9 protein-coding genes and 1 pseudogene are annotated in these 20418 nt (G+C 54.8%); 3 read left to right on the forward strand and 7 right to left on the reverse strand.

Annotation, left to right across the window (positions count from 1 at the left end; genetic code table 11):
- Window position 1: 1 nt before the first annotated feature.
- From FE783_RS07605 to FE783_RS07620, 4 genes and pseudogenes are all read right to left on the reverse strand, one after another.
- The gene (locus FE783_RS07605; RefSeq protein ID WP_158301665.1) at window positions 2-4546 is read right to left on the reverse strand and encodes a X2-like carbohydrate binding domain-containing protein; all 4545 of its coding nucleotides are present in this window, start codon (window positions 4544-4546) and stop codon (window positions 2-4) included.
- A 324-nt stretch (window positions 4547-4870) separates the two neighbouring features.
- Complete coding sequence (locus FE783_RS07610) at window positions 4871-6112, reverse strand: Gfo/Idh/MocA family protein (protein WP_138878739.1); 1242 nt, start codon at window positions 6110-6112, stop codon at window positions 4871-4873.
- A 273-nt stretch (window positions 6113-6385) separates the two neighbouring features.
- A pseudogene (locus tag FE783_RS07615) lies at window positions 6386-7203 on the reverse strand (dienelactone hydrolase family protein).
- Between the two features lie 38 nt (window positions 7204-7241).
- Window positions 7242-8198, reverse strand: a complete 957-nt coding sequence (locus FE783_RS07620; RefSeq protein WP_138878740.1) for a D-2-hydroxyacid dehydrogenase — start codon at window positions 8196-8198, stop codon at window positions 7242-7244.
- Between the two features lie 523 nt (window positions 8199-8721).
- On the opposite strand from FE783_RS07620, the gene FE783_RS07625 reads away from it, so the two are divergent.
- Window positions 8722-10482 carry an ABC transporter ATP-binding protein gene (locus FE783_RS07625; protein WP_138878741.1) on the forward strand — a complete coding sequence of 587 codons (1761 nt, stop codon included), beginning with the start codon at window positions 8722-8724 and terminating at the stop codon, window positions 10480-10482.
- Window positions 10460-12280, forward strand: a complete 1821-nt coding sequence (locus tag FE783_RS07630; RefSeq protein WP_420799716.1) for an ABC transporter ATP-binding protein — start codon at window positions 10460-10462, stop codon at window positions 12278-12280. The genes FE783_RS07625 and FE783_RS07630 overlap by 23 nt, the downstream gene beginning before the upstream one ends.
- Window positions 12281-12672: 392 nt before the next feature.
- On the opposite strand, the gene FE783_RS07635 is transcribed toward FE783_RS07630, so the two are convergent.
- A complete protein-coding gene (locus FE783_RS07635; RefSeq protein WP_158301666.1) occupies window positions 12673-13668 on the reverse strand; it encodes a LacI family DNA-binding transcriptional regulator in 996 nt (331 codons plus the stop codon).
- A 301-nt stretch (window positions 13669-13969) separates the two neighbouring features.
- On the opposite strand from FE783_RS07635, the gene FE783_RS07640 reads away from it, so the two are divergent.
- Window positions 13970-16486, forward strand: coding sequence for a DUF4838 domain-containing protein (locus FE783_RS07640; protein WP_138878744.1), 2517 nt, complete (start codon window positions 13970-13972; stop codon window positions 16484-16486).
- Between the two features lie 367 nt (window positions 16487-16853).
- Here the strand turns inward: FE783_RS07640 and FE783_RS07645 are convergent, their stop codons facing one another.
- Complete coding sequence (locus tag FE783_RS07645; protein ID WP_138878745.1) at window positions 16854-18926, reverse strand: beta-galactosidase trimerization domain-containing protein; 2073 nt, start codon at window positions 18924-18926, stop codon at window positions 16854-16856.
- A gap of 161 nt (window positions 18927-19087) precedes the next feature.
- The gene (locus FE783_RS07650) at window positions 19088-20401 is read right to left on the reverse strand and encodes an ABC transporter substrate-binding protein (protein ID WP_138878746.1); all 1314 of its coding nucleotides are present in this window, start codon (window positions 20399-20401) and stop codon (window positions 19088-19090) included.
- Window positions 20402-20418: the final 17 nt, after the last annotated feature.

A 20418-nucleotide genomic window follows, 5' to 3' on the forward strand; every position in this document is an offset into this window, starting at 1 on the left:
ACTAAATCAATTCCGATTTTTGCAGCAGCCTTTCAACGATGACGGCAATCTCCGCTCTTGTCATGTTCCCTTTCGGCGCAAGCTCCGTGCCGGTTCTTCCGGAGACGATGGCTGCTTGCACACATTCGGCAATGGCGCTCTTCGCCCATCCGGCAGCCTCGTTTGCGTCGGCAAACGAACTCAGCACGTTTCCTGCCGCTTTGGAAGGAAGCTTTGCCGTAAGTCCGGTGATCGTCATGGCCCTCGCTATGATCGTCATCGCCTGTTCCCGGGTGATCATATCCATTGGACGGAAGCTTCCGTCTTCAAATCCGTCGATCAAATTGTACGCATAGGCCGTTTGGACAGCGCTGCCGTACCAATCCGTTGCCTTCACATCCGCGAATGAAGCGGCACCGCTCGCCAGCTTCAACCCCAATCCCCGGGTGATAATTGCTGCGAATTCGGCGCGAGTAACGGGTTGATCGGGATTAAACAGATCGTTGCCGATTCCGCCGACAACCATTCTCGAGCCCATGTTGTTCACGGCTTCCTTCGCCCAGTGGCCGGCGGTGTCCTTGAACTCGCGCGGATGCCAGACGATGGAATACGTGCTGTTCGTCAAGCTGTTCACTCTGGCATAGTATTTGCCGTCTATGACGATAATCTTGGTCGGTACGTGGCGAACTGTTCCATCCGGCTCGATGACGACTCCCGTTGTAATTTTAGCAGGATCTACGCCGTCCGGTATGGCTACGGTTCTTTCTACATAGGCGTTAAACCGGGATATTTCAATCGTCTTATCGCCATATATTCCCCTGACTGTAAAGTTGACGGGCGGGACAACAAGCGTAAATCCGCCGGCGCTCGCAGCGTTTTCTACGACCTTGACCGTTTCCGCCGCAGGTGCGGCGATTTCGATTTGCACTTTAATGTCCTGAAGCGCCACTATACCGCCCAATTGGTCCAATATCGCATTCATGTTGATTTGCTCTGCCGGCAGCTTGTAGGAAGCCTTTTCCGTTCTGAGCTCTACGACCGCCTGTTTTTGTTCCATATTTTTGACCATCTGGCCGTTCAGCTCTCCGATGACAACATCGGATTTCGTATTGACCGGAATGGTAATAATCGAGCCTTGGCCTTCTGCGGCAAGTCTGTCTTCAAGCTTCTTGGGATCGACGGAAATAGTCGTGACCGTCCGATCGTTCACTTGAGTCGTCGTTGCCGTGCCCGCATTCTCCGCCCTGCCGTTAACAAGCACTTCAATGCCGGTATTCGCAGGCGGTGCGGAAGTACTGCTTCCGAAGTCGGACGGAGCCCTAGGGACGACGACATTGGACTCGGCGGATGGCGCACCGGCTCCTACGCTATTAATCGCTTTTACCGTGAACGTATAGGCTGTTCCATTCCACAAGCCTGTTACCGTAATCGGACTTGTTGTTCCCGTTGCCGTTATATCTCCTGTCGAAGCCGTGACCACATAGCCTGTGATGGCGCTCCCCCCATTATCCGAAGGAGCCGTAAAACTAACGGTAGCCTGCCTGTTCCCCGCTGTTGCGGTCACATCTGTCGGGGCGGCCGGAATCGTCTTCGGCATTGCGCTTACTTGGTTGGAGGCCGGACCGTATACCGAATCGTTCACGGACTTCACGACGAAATAGTACGTAGTACCATTGGTCAAACCTGTCACCGTATAGCTGTACACCGACCCGCTGACGGTTGCGGCTTCGGTCCCATAGGTCCCGGCCGTCACGCTTTGAAATACGGTGTAGTGTGTCGAACCGTTTACCGGGCTCCAGGTAAGCGTTACTTGGGCATTACCCTCTACGGGCAACTGTAAAACCGGCGCTCCGGGGATAACCGGCGTCGGCGTCGTATCGACGATTGCAATCGACAACGTCTGCGGTGCTCCCGCGCTGAATACGAACGTCAAGTTCGCCATACCAACGGTCTGCTTCGCCAAGTATTCTTTCTTAATCGTCACCGTATTGCCGCTTACCGTATAGTCGGTTCCAACTACTAGCGATTGCAATCCGTTGACGATGCCGCTCAGCGTATTGCCGTTAAGTGCCAGCGTTGTCGCCACGTCCGCCTGCGCTGAAGTCTTCTTGTCAAAGCTCGCGCTCGTAGGCGAGATTGTGCTATTCAGCGGCGTCGTATCAACGATGACGATCGACAACGTCTGCGGTGCTCCCGCGCTGAATACGAACGTCAAGTTCGTCGTTCCGACCCACTGCTGTGCCAAGTATTCTTTCTTAATCGTCACCGTGTTGCCGCTCACCATATAATCGGTTCCGGCTACTAGCGATTGTAAACCGTTGACAATGCCGCTCAGCGTATTGCCGTTCGTTGTCAGCGTTGTCGTCACGTCCGCTTGCGCTGAAGTCTTCTTATCGAAGCTCGCGTTCGTAGGCGAGATTGCGCTGTTCTGTGGCGTCGTATCGACGATGCCGATCGACAACGTCTGCGGTGCTCCCGCGCTGAATACGAACGTCAAGTTCGTCGTTCCGACCAACTGCTGTGCCAAGTATTCTTTCTTGATCGTCACCGTGTTGCCGCTGACCGTATAATCGGTTCCGGCTACTAGCGATTGTAACCCGTTGACAATGCCGCTCAGCGTATTGCCGTTAAGTGTCAGCGTTGTCGTCACGTCCGCTTGTGCCGACGTTTTTTTATCGAAGCTCGCGTTCGTAGGCGAGATTGTGCTATTCAGCGGCGTCGTATCGGAGATCGCAATCGACAACGTCTGCGGTGCTCCCGCGCTGAATACGAACGTCAAGTTCGCCACTCCAACGGCTTGCTGCGCCAAGTATTCCTTCTTGATTGTTACCGTATTCCCGCTTATCGAGTAGTCGGTTCCGGATATTAGCGATGTCAAACCGTAGACGATACCGGTCACCGTATTGCCGTTAAGTGTCAGCGTTGTCGTCACATCCGCTTGCGCTGAAGTCTTCTTGTCAAAGCTCGCGTTCGTCGGCGATATCACGCTGTTCTGAATCGTCGTGTCAACGATGCCAACCGTCAGCGTCTGCGGCGCACCCGCGTTGAATACGAACGTCAAGCTCGTCGTTCCGACCGGCTGCCGCGCCAAAAACTCCTTCTTGATCGTCACCGTGCTGCCGCTGACCGTATAGTCGGCCCCGGACACAAGCGGAGTCAACCCGTAAACGATACCGGTCACCGTATTGCCGCTCGGCGCCAACGTCACCGTCACATCCGCTTGCGCCGATGTCTTCTTATCGAAGCTCGCGTTCGCCGGCGAGATTTCGTTGGGCGCTTTTACCGTGATTGTAACGGAAGCCGCATTAGAGGGCCAAACCCCATCGGTAATCCGGTATGTAAAAACATCTGTTCCAACATAATCCGTATCTGGCGTATAGGTGAAGGAGCCGTTTGGTTGTAAACTCGCGGTTCCATGCAAGGCCTGTGAAACGAGAACAGTCGTCCATGCCGAAGGATACCCGAAAGTATCATTCGATAATACACCTGGAGCCACCACGGAAAGCTGCGTATTTTTGTCAGTCGAATAGGAATCGTCAAACGCCCCGGAGGCCGATGTGCCATAAAACTCAAAAGCCATCTGGAGCCAATTAGAGCCGCTGTTCAATGCCGACAAAGGAATTTTAAATTCATACAGCTTGTGTTCATAAACCGCATGTTCGGTATAAACGAAAGAAGTTTGTCCCCAAGCCGTTTCATATAAAGACAGCCTGTATTCTTGCACGCCTGCGGCTGTTTTGACATATACCTTCGCATAGTCTTTCCAGTCGTCCATCGTGTTGTCCGGCGTAACATCCATCGTTACGTACAAATAGTCGTCATCGTTAAATACCCAAGTATGTAAATAGTTGCTCGGATGGCCCGTTGCAGGTCGGGCAAACTCTTTCATAAAAAGCGGCATCGCCGCAACCTCGTCCAATTTCCCGTCAAGTACAATCGTTCCTCTCTGGGAATCGAGGGTATAGTCGTAGTAAGCCTCGCTTTCGCCTGCGCTGGCTACCGGAAATCGGAACGGTATTTGGCTAATTGGGTCAGGCTCGATCCGGGCTGCAATGGTAAGCATACCTGCTGCCGCTCCACCGCCAAAAACGATCGTCGTCCCGTCGCTTTTCATATTAAGCAGATCCAGATCCTGACTCGATACTTTGGCTAACGCTTTCCCGTCTTCTCCCGTTACTTCCACGGGAGCAAGGCTATCAAGCAGAACGGCATCCAAGTTGGCGTTGCCGCCGCCGCTCTTGACCAGCTTCAGCGTAACCGGCTCATTTGCCTGCAATCCCGCTATTGGAAGCGATGCTGCCGTCACAAATTCATCGTACAAAATGCTCCCTTGCAGCACCCAATTGCCTTGATTTAAATAGTAGACGGAGATCGTTCCATTGAACAAATAGTCGTCCTTGCTTTTCTCGCCTGTCGTGTTAATCGGGGTGACCGTCGAAGGATTAGAAGTCCCCCCTTCAGCCGCATAAATCCTGGTTGCAGTACAAACTTGCACAACCAATACACAGCATAGAAAAACCGATATGATGCGCGCCATGCCTCTAGTCATGATTCTTGCTGTCTTCATTCTCATCCCCATCTCGTATGATTAGTTCCTCATCCGGTACTTTCGCAGCCCGCTCCTTACGACGTAATCCGAAGACTCCCGAAAAAGCCTCCTTCATCCGATTCCCCTCCTCTGATCTAGGACCATTGGCGGAGTTTTTCAGAAATTTCGACACGAGCCGTTCGGATCTACTCTATCACACCTTTCTCACAAAAATCTCACAAATATAAACGTGTCAAGCGGATTATAAAAGCGTCTATTCCAATTACTTTGCGGGGACCCCGAAATTAATAAACTCTATATAGGCAAAAAAAACCTCCGGCTCGGCCGGAGGCTAACTTGCAATCAAATATCGTACAGCGACTCGTCGATTTTGTCCAGCTGGTATTTGCCGACGGGAGCCGGCTCGCGACTGATCCATTTCCCTTTCGTAAAGTCCGGAATCGCCACGGCGGCGCTGCCCAGTGCGACCGATTCCTCGGACAAAACGGTTATCGCCATCCAAACCGCCGTATCGTAGACGTCGATCGGAGTTTGGGTATTATCGCGCACGCTTTCCGCGAACGCCCGCAGCACCAAATAATCCATGCCGCCGTGTCCTCCGCGCACGCCTTTACCGATATATTCCTTCCACAACGGATGATCGTACTGCTCGCGGTATTCGTTGAACGATTCCCACTTATGCTCCGGGCTGCGGCCTTCGATATGGATCGAATTATTGTCCTCCGTCCAGAGGCCCTTCGTTCCTTGTATGCGTCCGGCTCTCGAGTAAGGCCTTGGCAGCGTCGTGTCGTGAATGACCATGATCGTTTCGCCGCCGGCGCATTTGATCATCGTAGTCACGATATCGCCTTGGGCGAATTCGGTTTTGGCCAGCTCGCTCGTCTCGCCGAACTTGTCCGTTGCCCATTGACGGATGCCCCGCGCTTTCGACGACATCGAAGTAAGGGTAACGAGACGGTTGCCTCGGTTGATGTTCAACGTCTTGGATACCGGACCGAGTCCGTGAATCGGGTACAGCTCTCCGTTGCGGTGCAAATAGTTGTTGTACCGGTTGTGACGGTTTTGCTTGCCGAGCGCCACTTCATGGCGCAGGTCGTGCTCATAACCGCAATGGGCGTGAATCACTTCGCCGAACAAGCCTTGCTTGACGATGTTCATCACGGCGAGCTCATCGCGGCCGTAGCAGCAATTTTCCAGCAGCATGCACGGTATTCCGGTTTGCTCCGACGTGCGGACCAGATCCCAGCATTCTTCCAGAGAAGCGGCGCCTCCAACTTCGATTGCGGCATATTTGCCGGCTTTCATGGCGGCTATCGCGATTTCCGCATGCGTAATCCACGTTGTCGCGATAACAACGCCCTGCACATCGTCGCGTGCTAGCAGCTGGCGGTAGTCGGCATAACCTTCGACTGCGGGACGGCCCGATTCGGTGACGATATCGACGCCCATTTTCAATCTATCCTCGAAAGGATCGCATACTGCCTTTATTTCCACATCGTCCATCGCCAATAAATTTTTAAGCAGACCTCTTCCGCGTCCGCCCAATCCGATGACCGCCAAATTTACTTTACCGTTTTGCCCCATTGCTTACCACCCTTTCGCGCCTGTTTGCGCCGGCTTGTTTCAATTCCCGATATCCTGTCCGAAGCTCGTACAGTTCGTAGTGCGGATGTCATGTTCATATGAAAGTAGAAAGCACACAATCAATCATACCCGAAACAATACGATCGATCAATGCTCAAAAACAAACAAAAAGCGCCAACTTTTTTCCTTTCAAACCATAATGCTTCCTCTTACACGACAAAAAGCCCTCCGGTTCGGCATTATGAACCTTCGGGCATGTATATTCCAGTCGCTTTAGACAAGGACGTTCCGCAAAAAATCAAGCGTTCTCACGAAAGCGTCGCGCGCCGACCGGACATGGTAAGACGGACGCGTATCGTTGAAGAAAGCGTGCGGCGCATCGGGATATACGTAGGATTCGAACGACTTGCCTGCGGCCGACAACCGGGCGGCGAATTCCGGCACGCTTCGGTAATCCGCTTATCCCGTTCGCCATAGAAGCCGAGAATCGGCGCCCGGATCGGCTCGATGGAGATGCTTGGCGGCAAACTGCCATAGAACATGATCGCCCCGCGCAGCTGCCCGTCTCTCGCCGCAAGCGCCGCAGACAAGCCTCCGCCGAGACAAAAACCGATGGAAGCGACTCCTTGCCCGCGCGAAGGCTCGTACGATTCCCGCAGGAACGTAGCGGCCTCCGCGATTTGCTCCACGAAGGCGGAGAAGCTGCCTCCCAGATTGAACAGCCGCTCCAACGTTTGCCCGATTCGCTTGCCCTCGTCTCCCGGCAATCGAGACAGGGAGGCTTCCCGCTCCTCCGTATTCCTCCATGCAGTCTGCGGGATCGTGTTCAGGAACGACTTCGCCGCATCGACTCTATCGACATCAAGCGCTTCGGGCCGCGAGCCGTCTACCGCGAACAAGTCCGGTGCGAATGCGACGTAACCCGCCTGCGCCAGTCTCCGGGTCACATCCTGGATATGCCCGTCGACGCCCCATATTTCCTGAAGCACGATGACTGCAGGTAATGCTTCACTAACGCCTTCCGGCCGGGCTGCATAGCCCGAATACCCCCGCCCGTCCCCGTAAGAAATCCATTCCGTATGCAGACTCATATAACTCCTCCTAATTGATATGTTGCTTGTACGATCCCTCAATACATGCTGGCGATGTCGATCAAATTGACGGGCGGCACCCGGCCCGCCGCATACGCCGACAAGTTGGTTGCGAAAATGTCGACGGCGCGTCGGTTGTAATGGCTGGTCGAGCCGGTATGATGGGGGGTCAGGATAACATTGTCGAGCCCCCATAACGGATGGTCGGAAGGGAGCGGCTCCTGCTCGAACACGTCGAGACCCGCGCCTGCTATGATCCCTTCCCGCAGTGCATCGACAAGAGCTTCCGTATCCGTCGTGCCCCCGCGTCCGATATTGATATAGAAGGCGTTCGGCTTCATGATGCGGAAGCTGTCCCTATTGATAATATGCTTCGTTTCCTCTGTAAACGGCAAGCAGTTCACGATGTAGTCGCTTTCCGCCAGCACCTCCGCCAGACCGGCGAAAGTCGTCATCCGGTCCACCGAATCGGCGGCCGCACCGGACCTCCTTATGCCAAGAACGGTCATCCCGAACGCTTTGGCGATTTTGGCGATCTCCCCTCCGATCTCGCCCACGCCCAGGATGCTTATCGTCCGGCCGTGAGCTTCGTCAAGCCGCGCCCCCGGCTCCCATTTCCGTTCCGTCTGATTCCGCACCGAACGGTGAAGCTGGCGGGTGAAAGAGAGCAGCATGGCGAACACCGACTCGGATATCGGATAAGCGTGAACGCCGCTCGCGTTCGTCAGCCATATGCCTCTTCGTTTGATCGCTTCGAGCGGCAGCTTCTCGATACCCGCTCCCCATGTTTGCAGCCATTTCAGCGCTGTTCCGGGCTCGAGGGATAGCTGCTTCGCTTTGGCGTTCCAGCCGCATATCACTTCCGCTTCCATATAATGCCGGTCCTCCAGCGGCTGATCGGGGGTAACGACGTCCCAATCGGGTGCGGCGCGGCGGATCTTATCCAAGTGTTCCTGATCGAGCTTTTGAAGTACGAGTATTTGCTTTCTCTTCATTCGCTTATCCCTCCCGGCTATATGTTCTGTTATTCCTATCATATCTCATGAAGCTTAAATTGTCCGCTTGCCTGCCATGTTAAGGTACATTTGAACGTAATCCGTTCGATTGCGGGGCCTCATGACGAAGATAGGGTACATTTGAACCTTATTTTAGCAAAATAGCCTTGCTTCCCTAAGAATCCGAGTCTCGCCAGATGGGATAAGGTACATTTGAACACTATCCGTTCGATTGCCGGGCCTCATGACGAAGATAAGGTACATTTGAACCTTATTTCTCGTACATACAGCCCACACTTACCGGTCAGTGCCGTTCCCCTGCATTGCCATCCAAACTTACTCGCAAAAACGCTTTCACCCCGGGATTCGTCAAATTCACAAGAATGATCGTTCCTACGTTCGCATACCGGGCAAATACGGGTTAAAATCGCGGCTAACCCGCAAGGAACGCGGGTGAAACTTTCCAAGCATCAAAGTATAATGAACCTTTGAGGTGAAAATTGATAACGGGAAGTGGTTCAACTTGCAATCGCCGCGTCTGCTGCTCGGTTATTTGAAAGCGAACTGGTACATTTACGCTTGCGCCATTCTCGCCATAACCGTAGCAAACGTCGTACAATCTCTTTACCCCCGCGTCCTGGGCGATTTCACCGACACGCTGCAAGCGGGCGGCATTACCCGGACGGCGATCGTCGATTCCAGCGTGAAGCTGCTCGCGATCGGGATTACGTTCGGCTTGCTTGCCGGGGTCGGTCAATATGTCGTCATGCGGCTCGGACGGCGCTTCGAATTCGTTACGCGTCAGAAGCTGTTCGCCCACTTTACGCGTCTGAGCGAGAATTACTATTCGAAGCACGGCGTAGGGCAGCTCCTCAGCTACGTCATGAACGACGTGACGTCTGTGCGGGAATCGATTTCTATGGGCATCAACCAGACGACGAACGCCGTCATCCTGATCATCTCGGTCATGGTTATGATGTCGATCAGCTCGATCCCGGTTTATTTGATTCTGGTGTGCATGATCCCGCTGCTCGCCATCCCGTTCGTCGTCGTCCTGTTCGGTCCGCTCATCCGCAGCCGGTCAATGAAGGTGCAGGAGTCGCTCGCGAAGATGACGGAGACGGCCGAGGAGCAATTCGGCGGCATCCGCGTCACGAAAAAGTTCGCCGTCGAGCCGATCATGCGCGGACGGTTCGGGCAGACGGTCGACCGGATCGCGGACAATCAGCTCCGCCTCGTCCGGATGTCTTCGCTGTTTCAGGCGCTGCTGCCGTTTCTGGGCGGCCTGTCGCTTATCATCGCAATCGCTTTCGGGGGATATTTGACGATTCAAGGGTCGATTACGATCGGGCATTTCGTCGCACTCACGCTTTATCTTCGGATGATCGTCAACCCGCTCCAGCAGATCGGCAACGTAATCAATACGATGCAGCGGTCCCGCGCTTCGCTCGTCCGGCTGAACAACATGCTGTCCGTCGTGCCGGACATCCGCGAGACCGGGCAGGCCAAACCGCTTAAGCCCGGGGCGTCGGATATTCGTATCAGGCAGCTGTCGTTCGCCTATCCGGGCAGCGATCAGGAAGCGCTGCGCAACATCGACCTGACGGTCCCATCCGGTAAAACGCTCGGCATCATCGGCAAAACCGGCAGCGGCAAAACAACGCTCGTCAAGCTGCTGCTGCGCGTCTACGAGCCGCCGGAAGGTACGATCCGCATCGGCGGAGACGATATTCGCGAGTCTACACTGGAAAGCTTGCGTACGCAAATCGGTTATGTGCCGCAGGACGGCTTTCTGTTCAGCACGACGATCCGCGACAATATCGCCTTCTCGAACCGCCGGGCCCCGCTCGCGGCGGTCGAAGGCTCCGCGAAACAAGCGCAAATCCATACAAATATTATGGAATTTCCCGAACGGTTCGAAACAAAGCTTGGCGAGCGAGGCATTACGCTGTCCGGCGGTCAACGGCAGCGAACGAGCTTGGCCCGCGGATTTTTGAAGGATGCGCCGATTCTCGTGCTGGACGACAGCGTCAGCGCGGTCGATGCCGTAACCGAGACGGACATTATCGATAACCTGCGCTCCGCGCGGCATAACAAGACAACGATCATTATCGCCCACCGCATCAGCGCGATCAAACACGCCGACGAAATCATAGTCATGGACAAAGGGGCCATCGTGCAGCGGGGAACGCATGAGCAGCTGTTGGCGCAAAACGGGCTTTACGCTTCTCTCTACGCCATACAAGAGGAGGGGACGCGCAGTGCCGAAGGAAAAGCCAACTAACAAGCAAGACGCGGAAATAAGCAGCTCCTACAACGTCAGCAAGGAAGACCGCCGTGCCGCATTCCGCGCGATGCTCGCTTACGCCAAGCCCCACCGGGGCCGGTTCGCCCTTATTTTTCTGTTCACGCTGCTTGCGATCGCGGCCGACCTGCTGCAGCCGTACTTGGTCAAAATCGCGATCGACGACAACCTGCTTGTCGGTAAAAACGATTACGGCATGCTCATATGGATTGCAATCATTTACTTCGTGTTCGTAGTCATCGGCCTTGTGTTCACTTATTTGCAGAACAATATGCTCCAATACGTCGGACAAACGATCGTCGCCCGCATCCGCAAAGATCTGTTCGGTCACATTTCGAAGCTGTCGATGTCCTTTTTCGACCGGTTTCCGAACGGCAGTCTCGTGACCCACGTATCGAGCGACACGGAGACGCTCAACCAGTTTTTCACCCAAGTGCTGCTCAGCCTGATGCGCGACGGCATGACGCTCGTATTCATCATTGCGCTCATGTTCCACCTCGATCCGGTGCTCGCCGGCTACAGCATGATTCTGCTGCCGATCATCGCGGGGATCGCCATCGGCTTCCGTTCGTACATGCGCAAAGTGTACCAGATTACGAGGACGCAGCTGTCCCGGCTGATCGCCTTCACGGCGGAAAATTTGGCCGGCATGAACCTGATCCAAGCGTTTCACCAGCAGAAGGAGCAGCAGGGCTCGTTCGACGAACAAAACGGGCGCTACTTCCGTTCCAACGTGCGCGAAGTGACGACCAACGTGCTGTTCAACCGGTCGTTCGATATATTGGGCAACTTGTCCGTCGCCTTCATCGTCTGGATCGGCGGAATGGCCGTCTTCGAGCGGACGATGGAATTCGGCGTGCTGTATGCGTTCATCACCTATATCCGGCAGTTTTTCCAGCCGATCAACTCGATTACGCAGCAGTGGAATACGCTGCAGTCGTCTACCGTATCGATGGACCGGCTGTGGCGCTTGTTCTCGATCAAGCCCGCGGTTCAAGATTCGGAAAGTCCGGCGCCGCTGAAGCCATCCGCCGTTAAAGGGCGCATCGACTATGAAGACGTGCATTTCAGCTATCAGGAAGGCGTACCGATTTTGTCCGGTCTGAACCTGCGCATCGCGCCGGGCGAAATGATCGGTATCGTAGGCGCCACCGGGGCGGGCAAAAGCTCACTGATGAGCTTGCTGTGCCGGTTCTACGACGTACAGAAGGGCAGCGTTCGGATCGACGGCACCGAAATCCGGGAAATTCCGCAAGCATCGCTTCACCGGATCGTCGGCCTCGTGCAGCAGGAGCCGTTTCTGTACTCGGGCAGCATTATCGACAATGTGCGTCTGTTCGACGAATTGATATCCCGTGACACGGTTATCCGCGCCTGTCAATTCATCGGTGCGGATGCACTCATCACCCGTCTGAAGGACGGCTATGACACGATGCTCTCCGAACGGGGCAGCGGTTTGTCGGCGGGAGAGCGGCAATTGATCTCGTTCGCCCGGATTGTCGTGTTTCAGCCGAAAATTTTGATTCTCGACGAAGCTACAGCCAATCTCGACTCGTACACCGAGCAGCTCGTCCAGTCGGCGCTGCAGATCGTCTCGAAAGGCCGCACGACGCTCGTAATCGCACACCGGCTGTCGACGATCATGCAGGCGGACCGGATCATCGTCATGCGCGCGGGCGAAATCGTCGAGGAGGGCAACCACAAGCAGCTGCTTCAGCTCGGCGGCTACTACGAGGAGCTGTACAGCCATTCGCAGGGAACTCACGCGGTTGGGTAATAAAGAATTGAAAACAGCGGCAGTCATGGACGTGAAAATAAAGTCCTATACTGCCGCTGTTTTGCTGTTTTATCGAACAATCGTATCCGTTTGAGTGTGACAATCCGGACACCGCTTTTCTTAATCTTCAAAAGCTTGATATCACATGAGGCTTTCCCGTCATAGTGACCCCGTATACTCCCCGACGAACCACATTCCTTTTTCTTCTTCTCGCTGAAGATCATCCAGGTAATAAACTGCTTCAAAACCAGGATGCATCAAAAACACAACTAAGTCTCAACCGCTGCAGAAAACAGCTCTTCTAGCGCCTGTTTACGGATGGGTCGCAGGGTCGACCTTGGCTTCATTCTGCCGGACGGTGCGAATGTCGCAAGCAATGCGATCTTTGCCTGTCAACTCCAATCCTCCGGACGCAATACCGATTCGCGGACGGTCAACTCCGATTCCACATTCATATCCACCCACCGGCCTTGGGAGGCATCGGGCCGGTCGCCGGTCAAAATGTCCAGCGCCGCTTCGGTCAGCTGCTCAATGTTCGGGCCGACGGTAGTGAGCGGTACGTCGAGCATTTGTTCCATCTCCGGGATGCTGTCGTACACAACGACGGAAAACTGTTCCGGGATGCGGACCTGCTGCTTTCTCACAATTTTTTTGAACTCGAACAGCACGCCGTGGCTGTCCAAGACGAAGGCGGTCGGTCTCTCCTGCGGTTTTTTGCCGATGAGCGCCAGCAATTTCGCTTCCGGCAGCGAAGAAGGCCTCGGATAATGGATGATGAAATCGGAGTGATACGACAGCTGAAACTCCAGCAAACCGTGCATGAATCCGGCCAGTTTTTCCGCGTCTTGGCCAATGAACGCGATGTTCCGGTGCCCGAACTCGGCCAAATGCTGTACTGCCTTGAATATGGCGCCTTTGCGATCGATGCCGATCCGGTGTGCGTTCTCCAGGGCATTGCCCCCCATTACCAGCATGGAGCCCGCAAACTTTTGCTTCTGCTGGAGAAAGCTCAGACTGGGCGGCAGTTCCGGGCTGCTCCAGAATATAAGCCGATCGATGAAATGTTCGCTGAACTGCCGGATCGCTTTATCCGGATGCGCCAGCGAAATCATCGTGCTGAGCCCCCGCTGGTCGGCCCGCTTCTGCAAGCTGTTGCACCAGTGGCTGAAGAACAATCCCCGCGCCTCGTGCCAGATGATGCCGATACAATTCGATCTTTTATTGACCAGCCGCTTGGCGGCAATATTGGGGATATAGTTCAGCTCGTTGGCGATCGCGACAATTTTGCTTCTCGTCAGCTCGTTGACGCCCGGCTCGTTGTTCAGCGCCCTGGACACGGTGGCGATCGTAACCCCGGCGGCTTTGGCAATATCTTTAATTGTCGTCATGGAGAATCGACTCCCTTTACCTATCGTCTGATTAAGTATAACATACCGATGAATAAAAACGTCTAACGTCGCACGCGGCATATAACTGGCTCAAGCATGTGATACGTCATTCGAATAGGAAACGTTTACGGTAGTTGCATTGGATTAAAATCTTCTATTTGGATACAAATGAATTCGATATTTTTAAAAAAGTGTATTGCCGAAATTGTAAACGTTTTATATAATTCTCTATGAAACCGGTTTCTTTTGTTCAGTATCAGCAATGTAAACGATTTATCAATTTATTCAAAGGAGGATTGCAATGAGACGCAAGGTCAAACATACGATTGCGGTTTGTTTGGTCATGATGCTCGGAGCGGGCATGCTCGTTTTTTCCGCCAGCAATGGTGAGGCTTTGTCGAGCGTGCCGCTCCACATCGTAAAATTTGGCGAGGCGAATGCGGTCGTCCTCGTCGCGCCCGGCGCCGATTCGGGTACGGTCGCCGCGGCGGGGACGCTGACCGACTATGTTTACAAGTCGACGGGAGCGAGGCTGCCGGTTATGACCGAAGCCTGCCTGAGCGCATCGCAAAGCGGCTACGTCCGCATCTTCGTCGGCTATATAGGTACGGGCGGGGACCCGAATGCAAGCTCCGAGTTGACGGGGATGAACGGAGACGGCTTCGTGATCCGTCCTTACGGTCAAACCGTTGCGATTGTCGGTCCGACGCCGACCGGAACCGAATTCGGCGTATACGATTTTCTCGAGCGTTATGTCGGCGTCCGTTGGCTGCTTCCCGGTCCCGACGGAGAAGACGTCCCGGTGCGGAAGCATATCGCCATTCCGCAAAATGCGATCCGCGAGGAGCCTGCCGCAATTTCGCGCCAATTTTTCGGATTGTGGACCCCGGAGCGGGAAAAGTGGGCGCGCTTCAACCGCATGCACGAAACCATCGCGTTTCATCACAACATGAACGTGCTGTTCGATCCGAAGAAATTCGCGGACCATCCCGAATATTACCCGGGAGGCAAAGTGCCGACGCATCCGTTCGACTGGCAGCCCTGCTTCTCCAATCCGGCAACGGTCACGGCGGCAGTTTATAGGATCAATCAATATTTCGATGCGAACCCGGATAAGATGTACTATTCGCTCGGTATCAATGACAGCAAAAATTTTTGCGAAGCGAATCCGGCTCACACGAATTATCCGAACAAACTGAATTCGATCGGCAAGCTTGACATGTCGGACATTTATTATGGATGGGTAAACCAGGTGGCGGCAGGCGTGCTGCAAACGAAACCGGACAAATATTTTGGCTTGCTCGCCTACGGCAGCGTCTACGACCCGCCTTCTTTTGCGCTGAATTCGCATGTCATTCCGTACGTCACCGACGACCGGATGGCGTGGGCCGATCCGGACTTATCCGCGAGCGGATCGGCGGCGACGGCGACTTGGGCGGCGAAGGCGGACAAAATCGGCTGGTACGATTATTTGTACGGAACGCCGTATGCGCTGCCTCGCGTCTATCCGCATTTGATGAAGGACAACTATGTGGCGGGGAACAGTCATCATGTGGTCGGCCATGCTGCGGAGTTGTATCCGAACTTCGGGGAAGGGCCAAAAGCTTGGTTAGCGGCGAAACTCCAGTGGAACCCGAACCAGAACGTCGACGTGTTGCTGGACGACTGGTATACGCATGCCGTAGGCGCCGCGGCCGCACCCTATTTGAAGCAATATTTCGATTATTGGGAGCAGTTCTGGACTACGCGCGTGCTTCCGTCGAACTGGTTCCAGGCATGGAAAGCATCCGTCCCCGGGGTGCGCGGCAGGTACGAATATTTGCCGTTCCTCGATTCCGATTACATGAACTTGGTGACGGAGCAGGAAATCGCCGATAGCCGTAATAGGCTGGAATTAGCGGTCGCCCAGGCGGGAACGTCTCAACAGGTGAAGCGAGCCCAACTGCTGCTTCGTTCGTTCGACTATTACGAGGCGGCGGCACTCGGTTATCCGCGCGAATCGGCGGTGGCCGCGCCGGCCGACGAGACGCAAGCGCTGGCGCTGCTGGACAAAGCGATGGAGAAGGTGGAATGGGCCCAGAAGCAAAAAGATCTGCTCTGGCAATTCGAGACCGATCCGGTGCTGATGCAGCCCCATAAGCCGCCGGAGTGGGACGGCATCTGGTCCGGCATGACGAGCGGGGCGTTCAACGCTTTGAGCGATTGGGTGCTGGCGGAACCTCCGAGCGGTGCTGTCAGGCTGCGGCTGGAGCAGCTGGCGACCGGAAGCCCGGTGCCCGGCGTTGCCGATATGGCCGCGCTTCTGCTCGCGCAAGCGCGAGGTGTGACGAATTTGGCGCAAAATCCGTCGTTTGAGTCGGGGACGACAACCGCTCCGCCATGGTATTTCTGGGTGGAGAACACCGCTTCCGGCGTTATTCAGCGGACGAACGCCGCATCCCGGAACGGCGGCTATAGCCTGCTCGCCAGGGGGGTCAATCCGGGAGGGCCCGTTCTGCAAAACGTACCGCTCGGGCCAGGCAAATACGGAGCCGTCTTCCATTATTACACTCCTGGAGGGACACAAACAAAAGGCTCGTTGCAATGGATGTTCAATCTGAAAGCTTCCGGTGGGGCAACCGTAGCGGCGACGCAATCGAACCGGGTCGCTGTGAAATATTCGAGCGGGCAATGGACGACCGCCCATCACCTCTTTGAAGTGAAGCCGAGCTATGGCGGGAAGACGGTGCAATACGCCCAAGCCGTTATTACGCTTTGGAATTTCGCCCCCGGCGAACAAGTTTATATTGACGACGTGGCCATTTATAAGCTGGATTGAGGACCTTCCGAACAAAAAGGCCTTCCCGACCGCACCCGCTGGTGTGATCGGCGAAGGCTTTCGTTTCGGCCCAGCCCGCTTTCCGCGGAACGTCCGCGGGAGGCGATTACGGCTTCAGGTTACCTGGGGCGCACCGGTGGGCGTGCTGGCCCAGTTATCGTTGAGCTTTAAAAATATCGTTCTATGTTTTGCATGATTTTGCTTGTAATATCGCATTATACAATAACGCAAGACCATAAAAGGTAAATAGTTATGCCCGTTAGCGGCCCCCTCTGAACTTCACAGCAAAAATAACGCCCATGCCATACTACGAACAAGAAGCCTCTCTACCAGGTAGAGAGGCTTCTTGCCGCACGTGCTAATCTTCTTACAAACCCTCGCCTTCGATTACAACAGCCGCATGCAAGCCAATCTCCGGAATGACAAAACGGATATGGCCTTCCTCCCGCGAGAACGGCAGCTCCGTGTTTCCGGGAACCATATAGACGCGATCGGCCGACGTCTTGACGGCTACCTCGATTTTTCCCGCCGGAACGATTTCCTCGATAAAGGTTTTCGAACCCGCCGCTTTGTCTTCCCGTACATTCGTCATATGCACGACGATGCGGGAAGGCTGGCGCATGACGTTAACTTCCACCGAGATGGGGGCGTCGACCTTTACGAACGGGTCCGGATAAAGTTCGCGCAGGCCGTTCAAGTAAAGCGTGCGCAGCCACGGCGAACCGGTTCGCCAAAAGGCGGACTCGATCGGTCCGGCAAAATATAGGCTCGCTCCGCTGCCGTAAGAATGAGATACTACAGCCGGATATGGAGTCGGATGCGCCGGATGCGCGTGCTGATGGTAGACGTGACGATGCGTCTTCGCTTCCACGGCGGGGTCCGTGAACTTCGCCAATACGGCCGAGCCTTCCTTCGCCTCTACCCGGAGTGCCTTCTGCGCAGGGTCTTTCAGCAAAATCGGCATATCCGGAATGGAGCCCGCGACCGAGCCGTCAATCGGATAAAAATAGGACACGCTGTAGCGGGATACGTCCGTGAATCCGATTCCGAGCACGTCCGCCAAACCGAAGTCGGTTTTCCGCTCTCCGTCCGCGTCATACAGCGATGTGCGGTTCGATGCGAGAAGCCGTCCTCCTTGCTTGACGAATTCCCGTATCCGATTTTCGACAGCTTCGCTTATATAAGCCTGGTCCGGCAAAATGAGCAGTTCATAGCTATCGAGTTTGTCCAGCAGAGCCGCCTCGTCGATAATATCGAAGTGAATATGTCCTTCCGTCAACATGCGATGAACCCCTTGCAAATGGGGATCGTCGGCCGGACACGGGAGAGCGGACGATTCAAGCATCCGTTTGCTCTCGATCGAGTAAAGGACCGCGACCATCGGCACGCTTTCGGCTCCCGTGAGCCAAGGCTCGAGCGACTGGACCCATTCGTTGGACTCGCCGACGGCTTGCATCACCGCTTCCGGCACTTGCCCCTTCAAAAATCCCGAAGGATAGGCGACATGACCGAAGCTGATCGAGCCGCCGTTCGCAACGGCGATTGCAGCCGTCGTCCGGAGTGTAGCCGTCGGAGCAACCGTCCACTCTCCCCAGCTGCCCATCTCGCTCGGCATCATCAGCTCGAACGGCTTGCCGAACGAACGCTTCCATCTCGCGAGCAAGCTCCCGTACGCATAATGCGGCGGATGAAACTCGGAGGTGAAATAATCCGCGTACCGGTCCGCCTCCACTTGTCCGAAGCGGGGATCTCCGGCATGATTCCAGCCGATCAGCAGATCCGGGTTGACGCCCTTGATGCAGGATGAGGCATCGCGCAGGAAGTTATGGCGAATTTCCCGTTGGAACGACTGCCATTGCTTCAATTCCTGCGTCCCGGGAGCGGGCGACTGCGGAATCGGCCGGCCGTACCGGGCCTTGTACCACGAGCTGCAATATTCGCAGTGGCAGCTGTTGCTCCACACGTACGTAATATCAAAGAAAAACCCGGCGACCGGGTAGTTCTCCGCGATCTCCCTAAACTGACCATATACGTGATCGCGATACGGCGAATTCATGCAAAGCAAATCGTAGTAGCCGAAAGCTTCGGTGATCGGCTTCTGGTCCGCCGTCCGCTGCCGGTAATCGGGATTCGCCGCCGCGACATGGCTGTTCAAGCCTACATTGTAATAAGCGATAATATCGATTCCGTGCTTCCGTGCTTCCTGAATGGCTTCTGCGAGCATATCGCCCTTGATTCTGGCATTTTTGTGCCCGATCCTCGTGTTGAAATAGCTGTTGCCGAAAGCGTCCTTCGTCATGAACGTAATCGTCTGGATTCCCGCCCGGGCGGCAGCCGCGAAGTATTCGGCCACGTTCAATTCCACTTCCGGAACGGCTTCCCCGGCATGAAAGTCGAACAACCCCCGCCGAAACGTTCTTCTGTACAAATCATTTCCCATAGTCGGTACTCTCCTTCATTTTCCACCGTGAGTTCCAAAGCGCCAGCCAGACGCAAAACATCGATAGTTGTGCAGTTCGTTTGTTACCTATATATACCTTCGGGAATAGGAACAGTTGCACCCGGATGTTAAATAGTCGGCACAATTCCCGTCATCGGGTACTATCTGTCCAGCTCCTGAATCGCCTTCGTCAGCTTCTCGTCCGCTTCCCGCAGCGCCGTATTGATGTCTTTCCCGGTCGTTACCACTTCTTGAAACGCTTTCGATACGAGTACGGCAGGGTTCGTCTCGGTCGGGAATTTGTACTTGAACGGTTGAATAACGGCCAGCTTCGGCTTCGTCATCGCGATGACGTTCTTGGTCTGATATTCGGCGGAATCCTGGCCGAACACCTGCTGCACTTTATCGTTCTTCAGTACGGATACTCTCGCGTATCGGGACAAATCCGTCTGGACTTCGTCCGACAATAACGTTTCGATGACTTGGAACGCCGCCTCTTTATTCGGACTCGCATTCGTGATCGAGAAGACGAGAGAGTCGACCCGCTGCCCGGTTCCCGGCGCTTTCGGATTAACCGGATAGGTGACGACATCCCAGTTGAAGTTTTTCACCGTTTTCAAGCTTTGCAGCGTGGCGGAATGCCCGGCAAGCATCCCCACTTCCCCCTTCAGAAACGATTGCGTTGCTTGCGTCGGCGGATCGCTCGGCAGCAAATTCGTCGCGCCGGGAATTTTATATAGACCGGACCACAGCTCGAACAGCTGCTTCCACCCGTCCGTCTGTAAAGCGCCTTTCTTGCCGGCAAAGTCGATAAACGGCAGGCCTGCCTGATACGCGCCGCGGTACAGTTCCCCCGGGTACAATCCCCAGTATTGCACGCCTCCTTCGGTTCTCGTCATTTTCGCGGCGATCGTGCGCGCGTCATCCCAGGTCATGCCGTCTTTCGGATACGGGACGCCCATTTTGTCGAACAAGTCTTTGTTGTAGAACAAGGCGAACGAGTTATTGTAGATCGGAAGACCGATCAAATAGTTCAGTCCGCTGGCCGTCTTGATCGACTCGAGAAATTCCGGACGAATCCGGTTCAGATCGAACTTCGAGCTTTTGATCACATCGTCCATATTCAACTCGACCTTCATATCGAGCAGTTGGGTCAACGCGAGCGGATAGTCGACGCTGATGTCGGGAATTTCTTTGGTTGTGATCATATTGGCCAAAGATACTTTGGACGAATCGACCCATTGCACCGTAATGTGCGGATACTTTTTCTTGACCGGCTCGACGATGAACCGTTTGAATTCGTCCTCGGTAAGATGGCGCTGGGCGATTTTGATCGTGGCCGGCTTCACATTCTCGGGCTTCGGCTGCTCCGCCTTCTGTTCCGGGGAAGCCGGTTCCTTGTTCCCGCTGCATGCGCCGAGCATTAAGGAAAGCGATAATGCGGCTGCGGTCGTATAAATCGATGATTTTCTCAAAACGGTCACCTCGTAAA

Origin of the sequence: Paenibacillus mesophilus, from assembly GCF_005938385.1 — a bacterium.
GTDB lineage: Bacteria > Bacillota > Bacilli > Paenibacillales > NBRC-103111 > Paenibacillus_AB > Paenibacillus_AB mesophilus.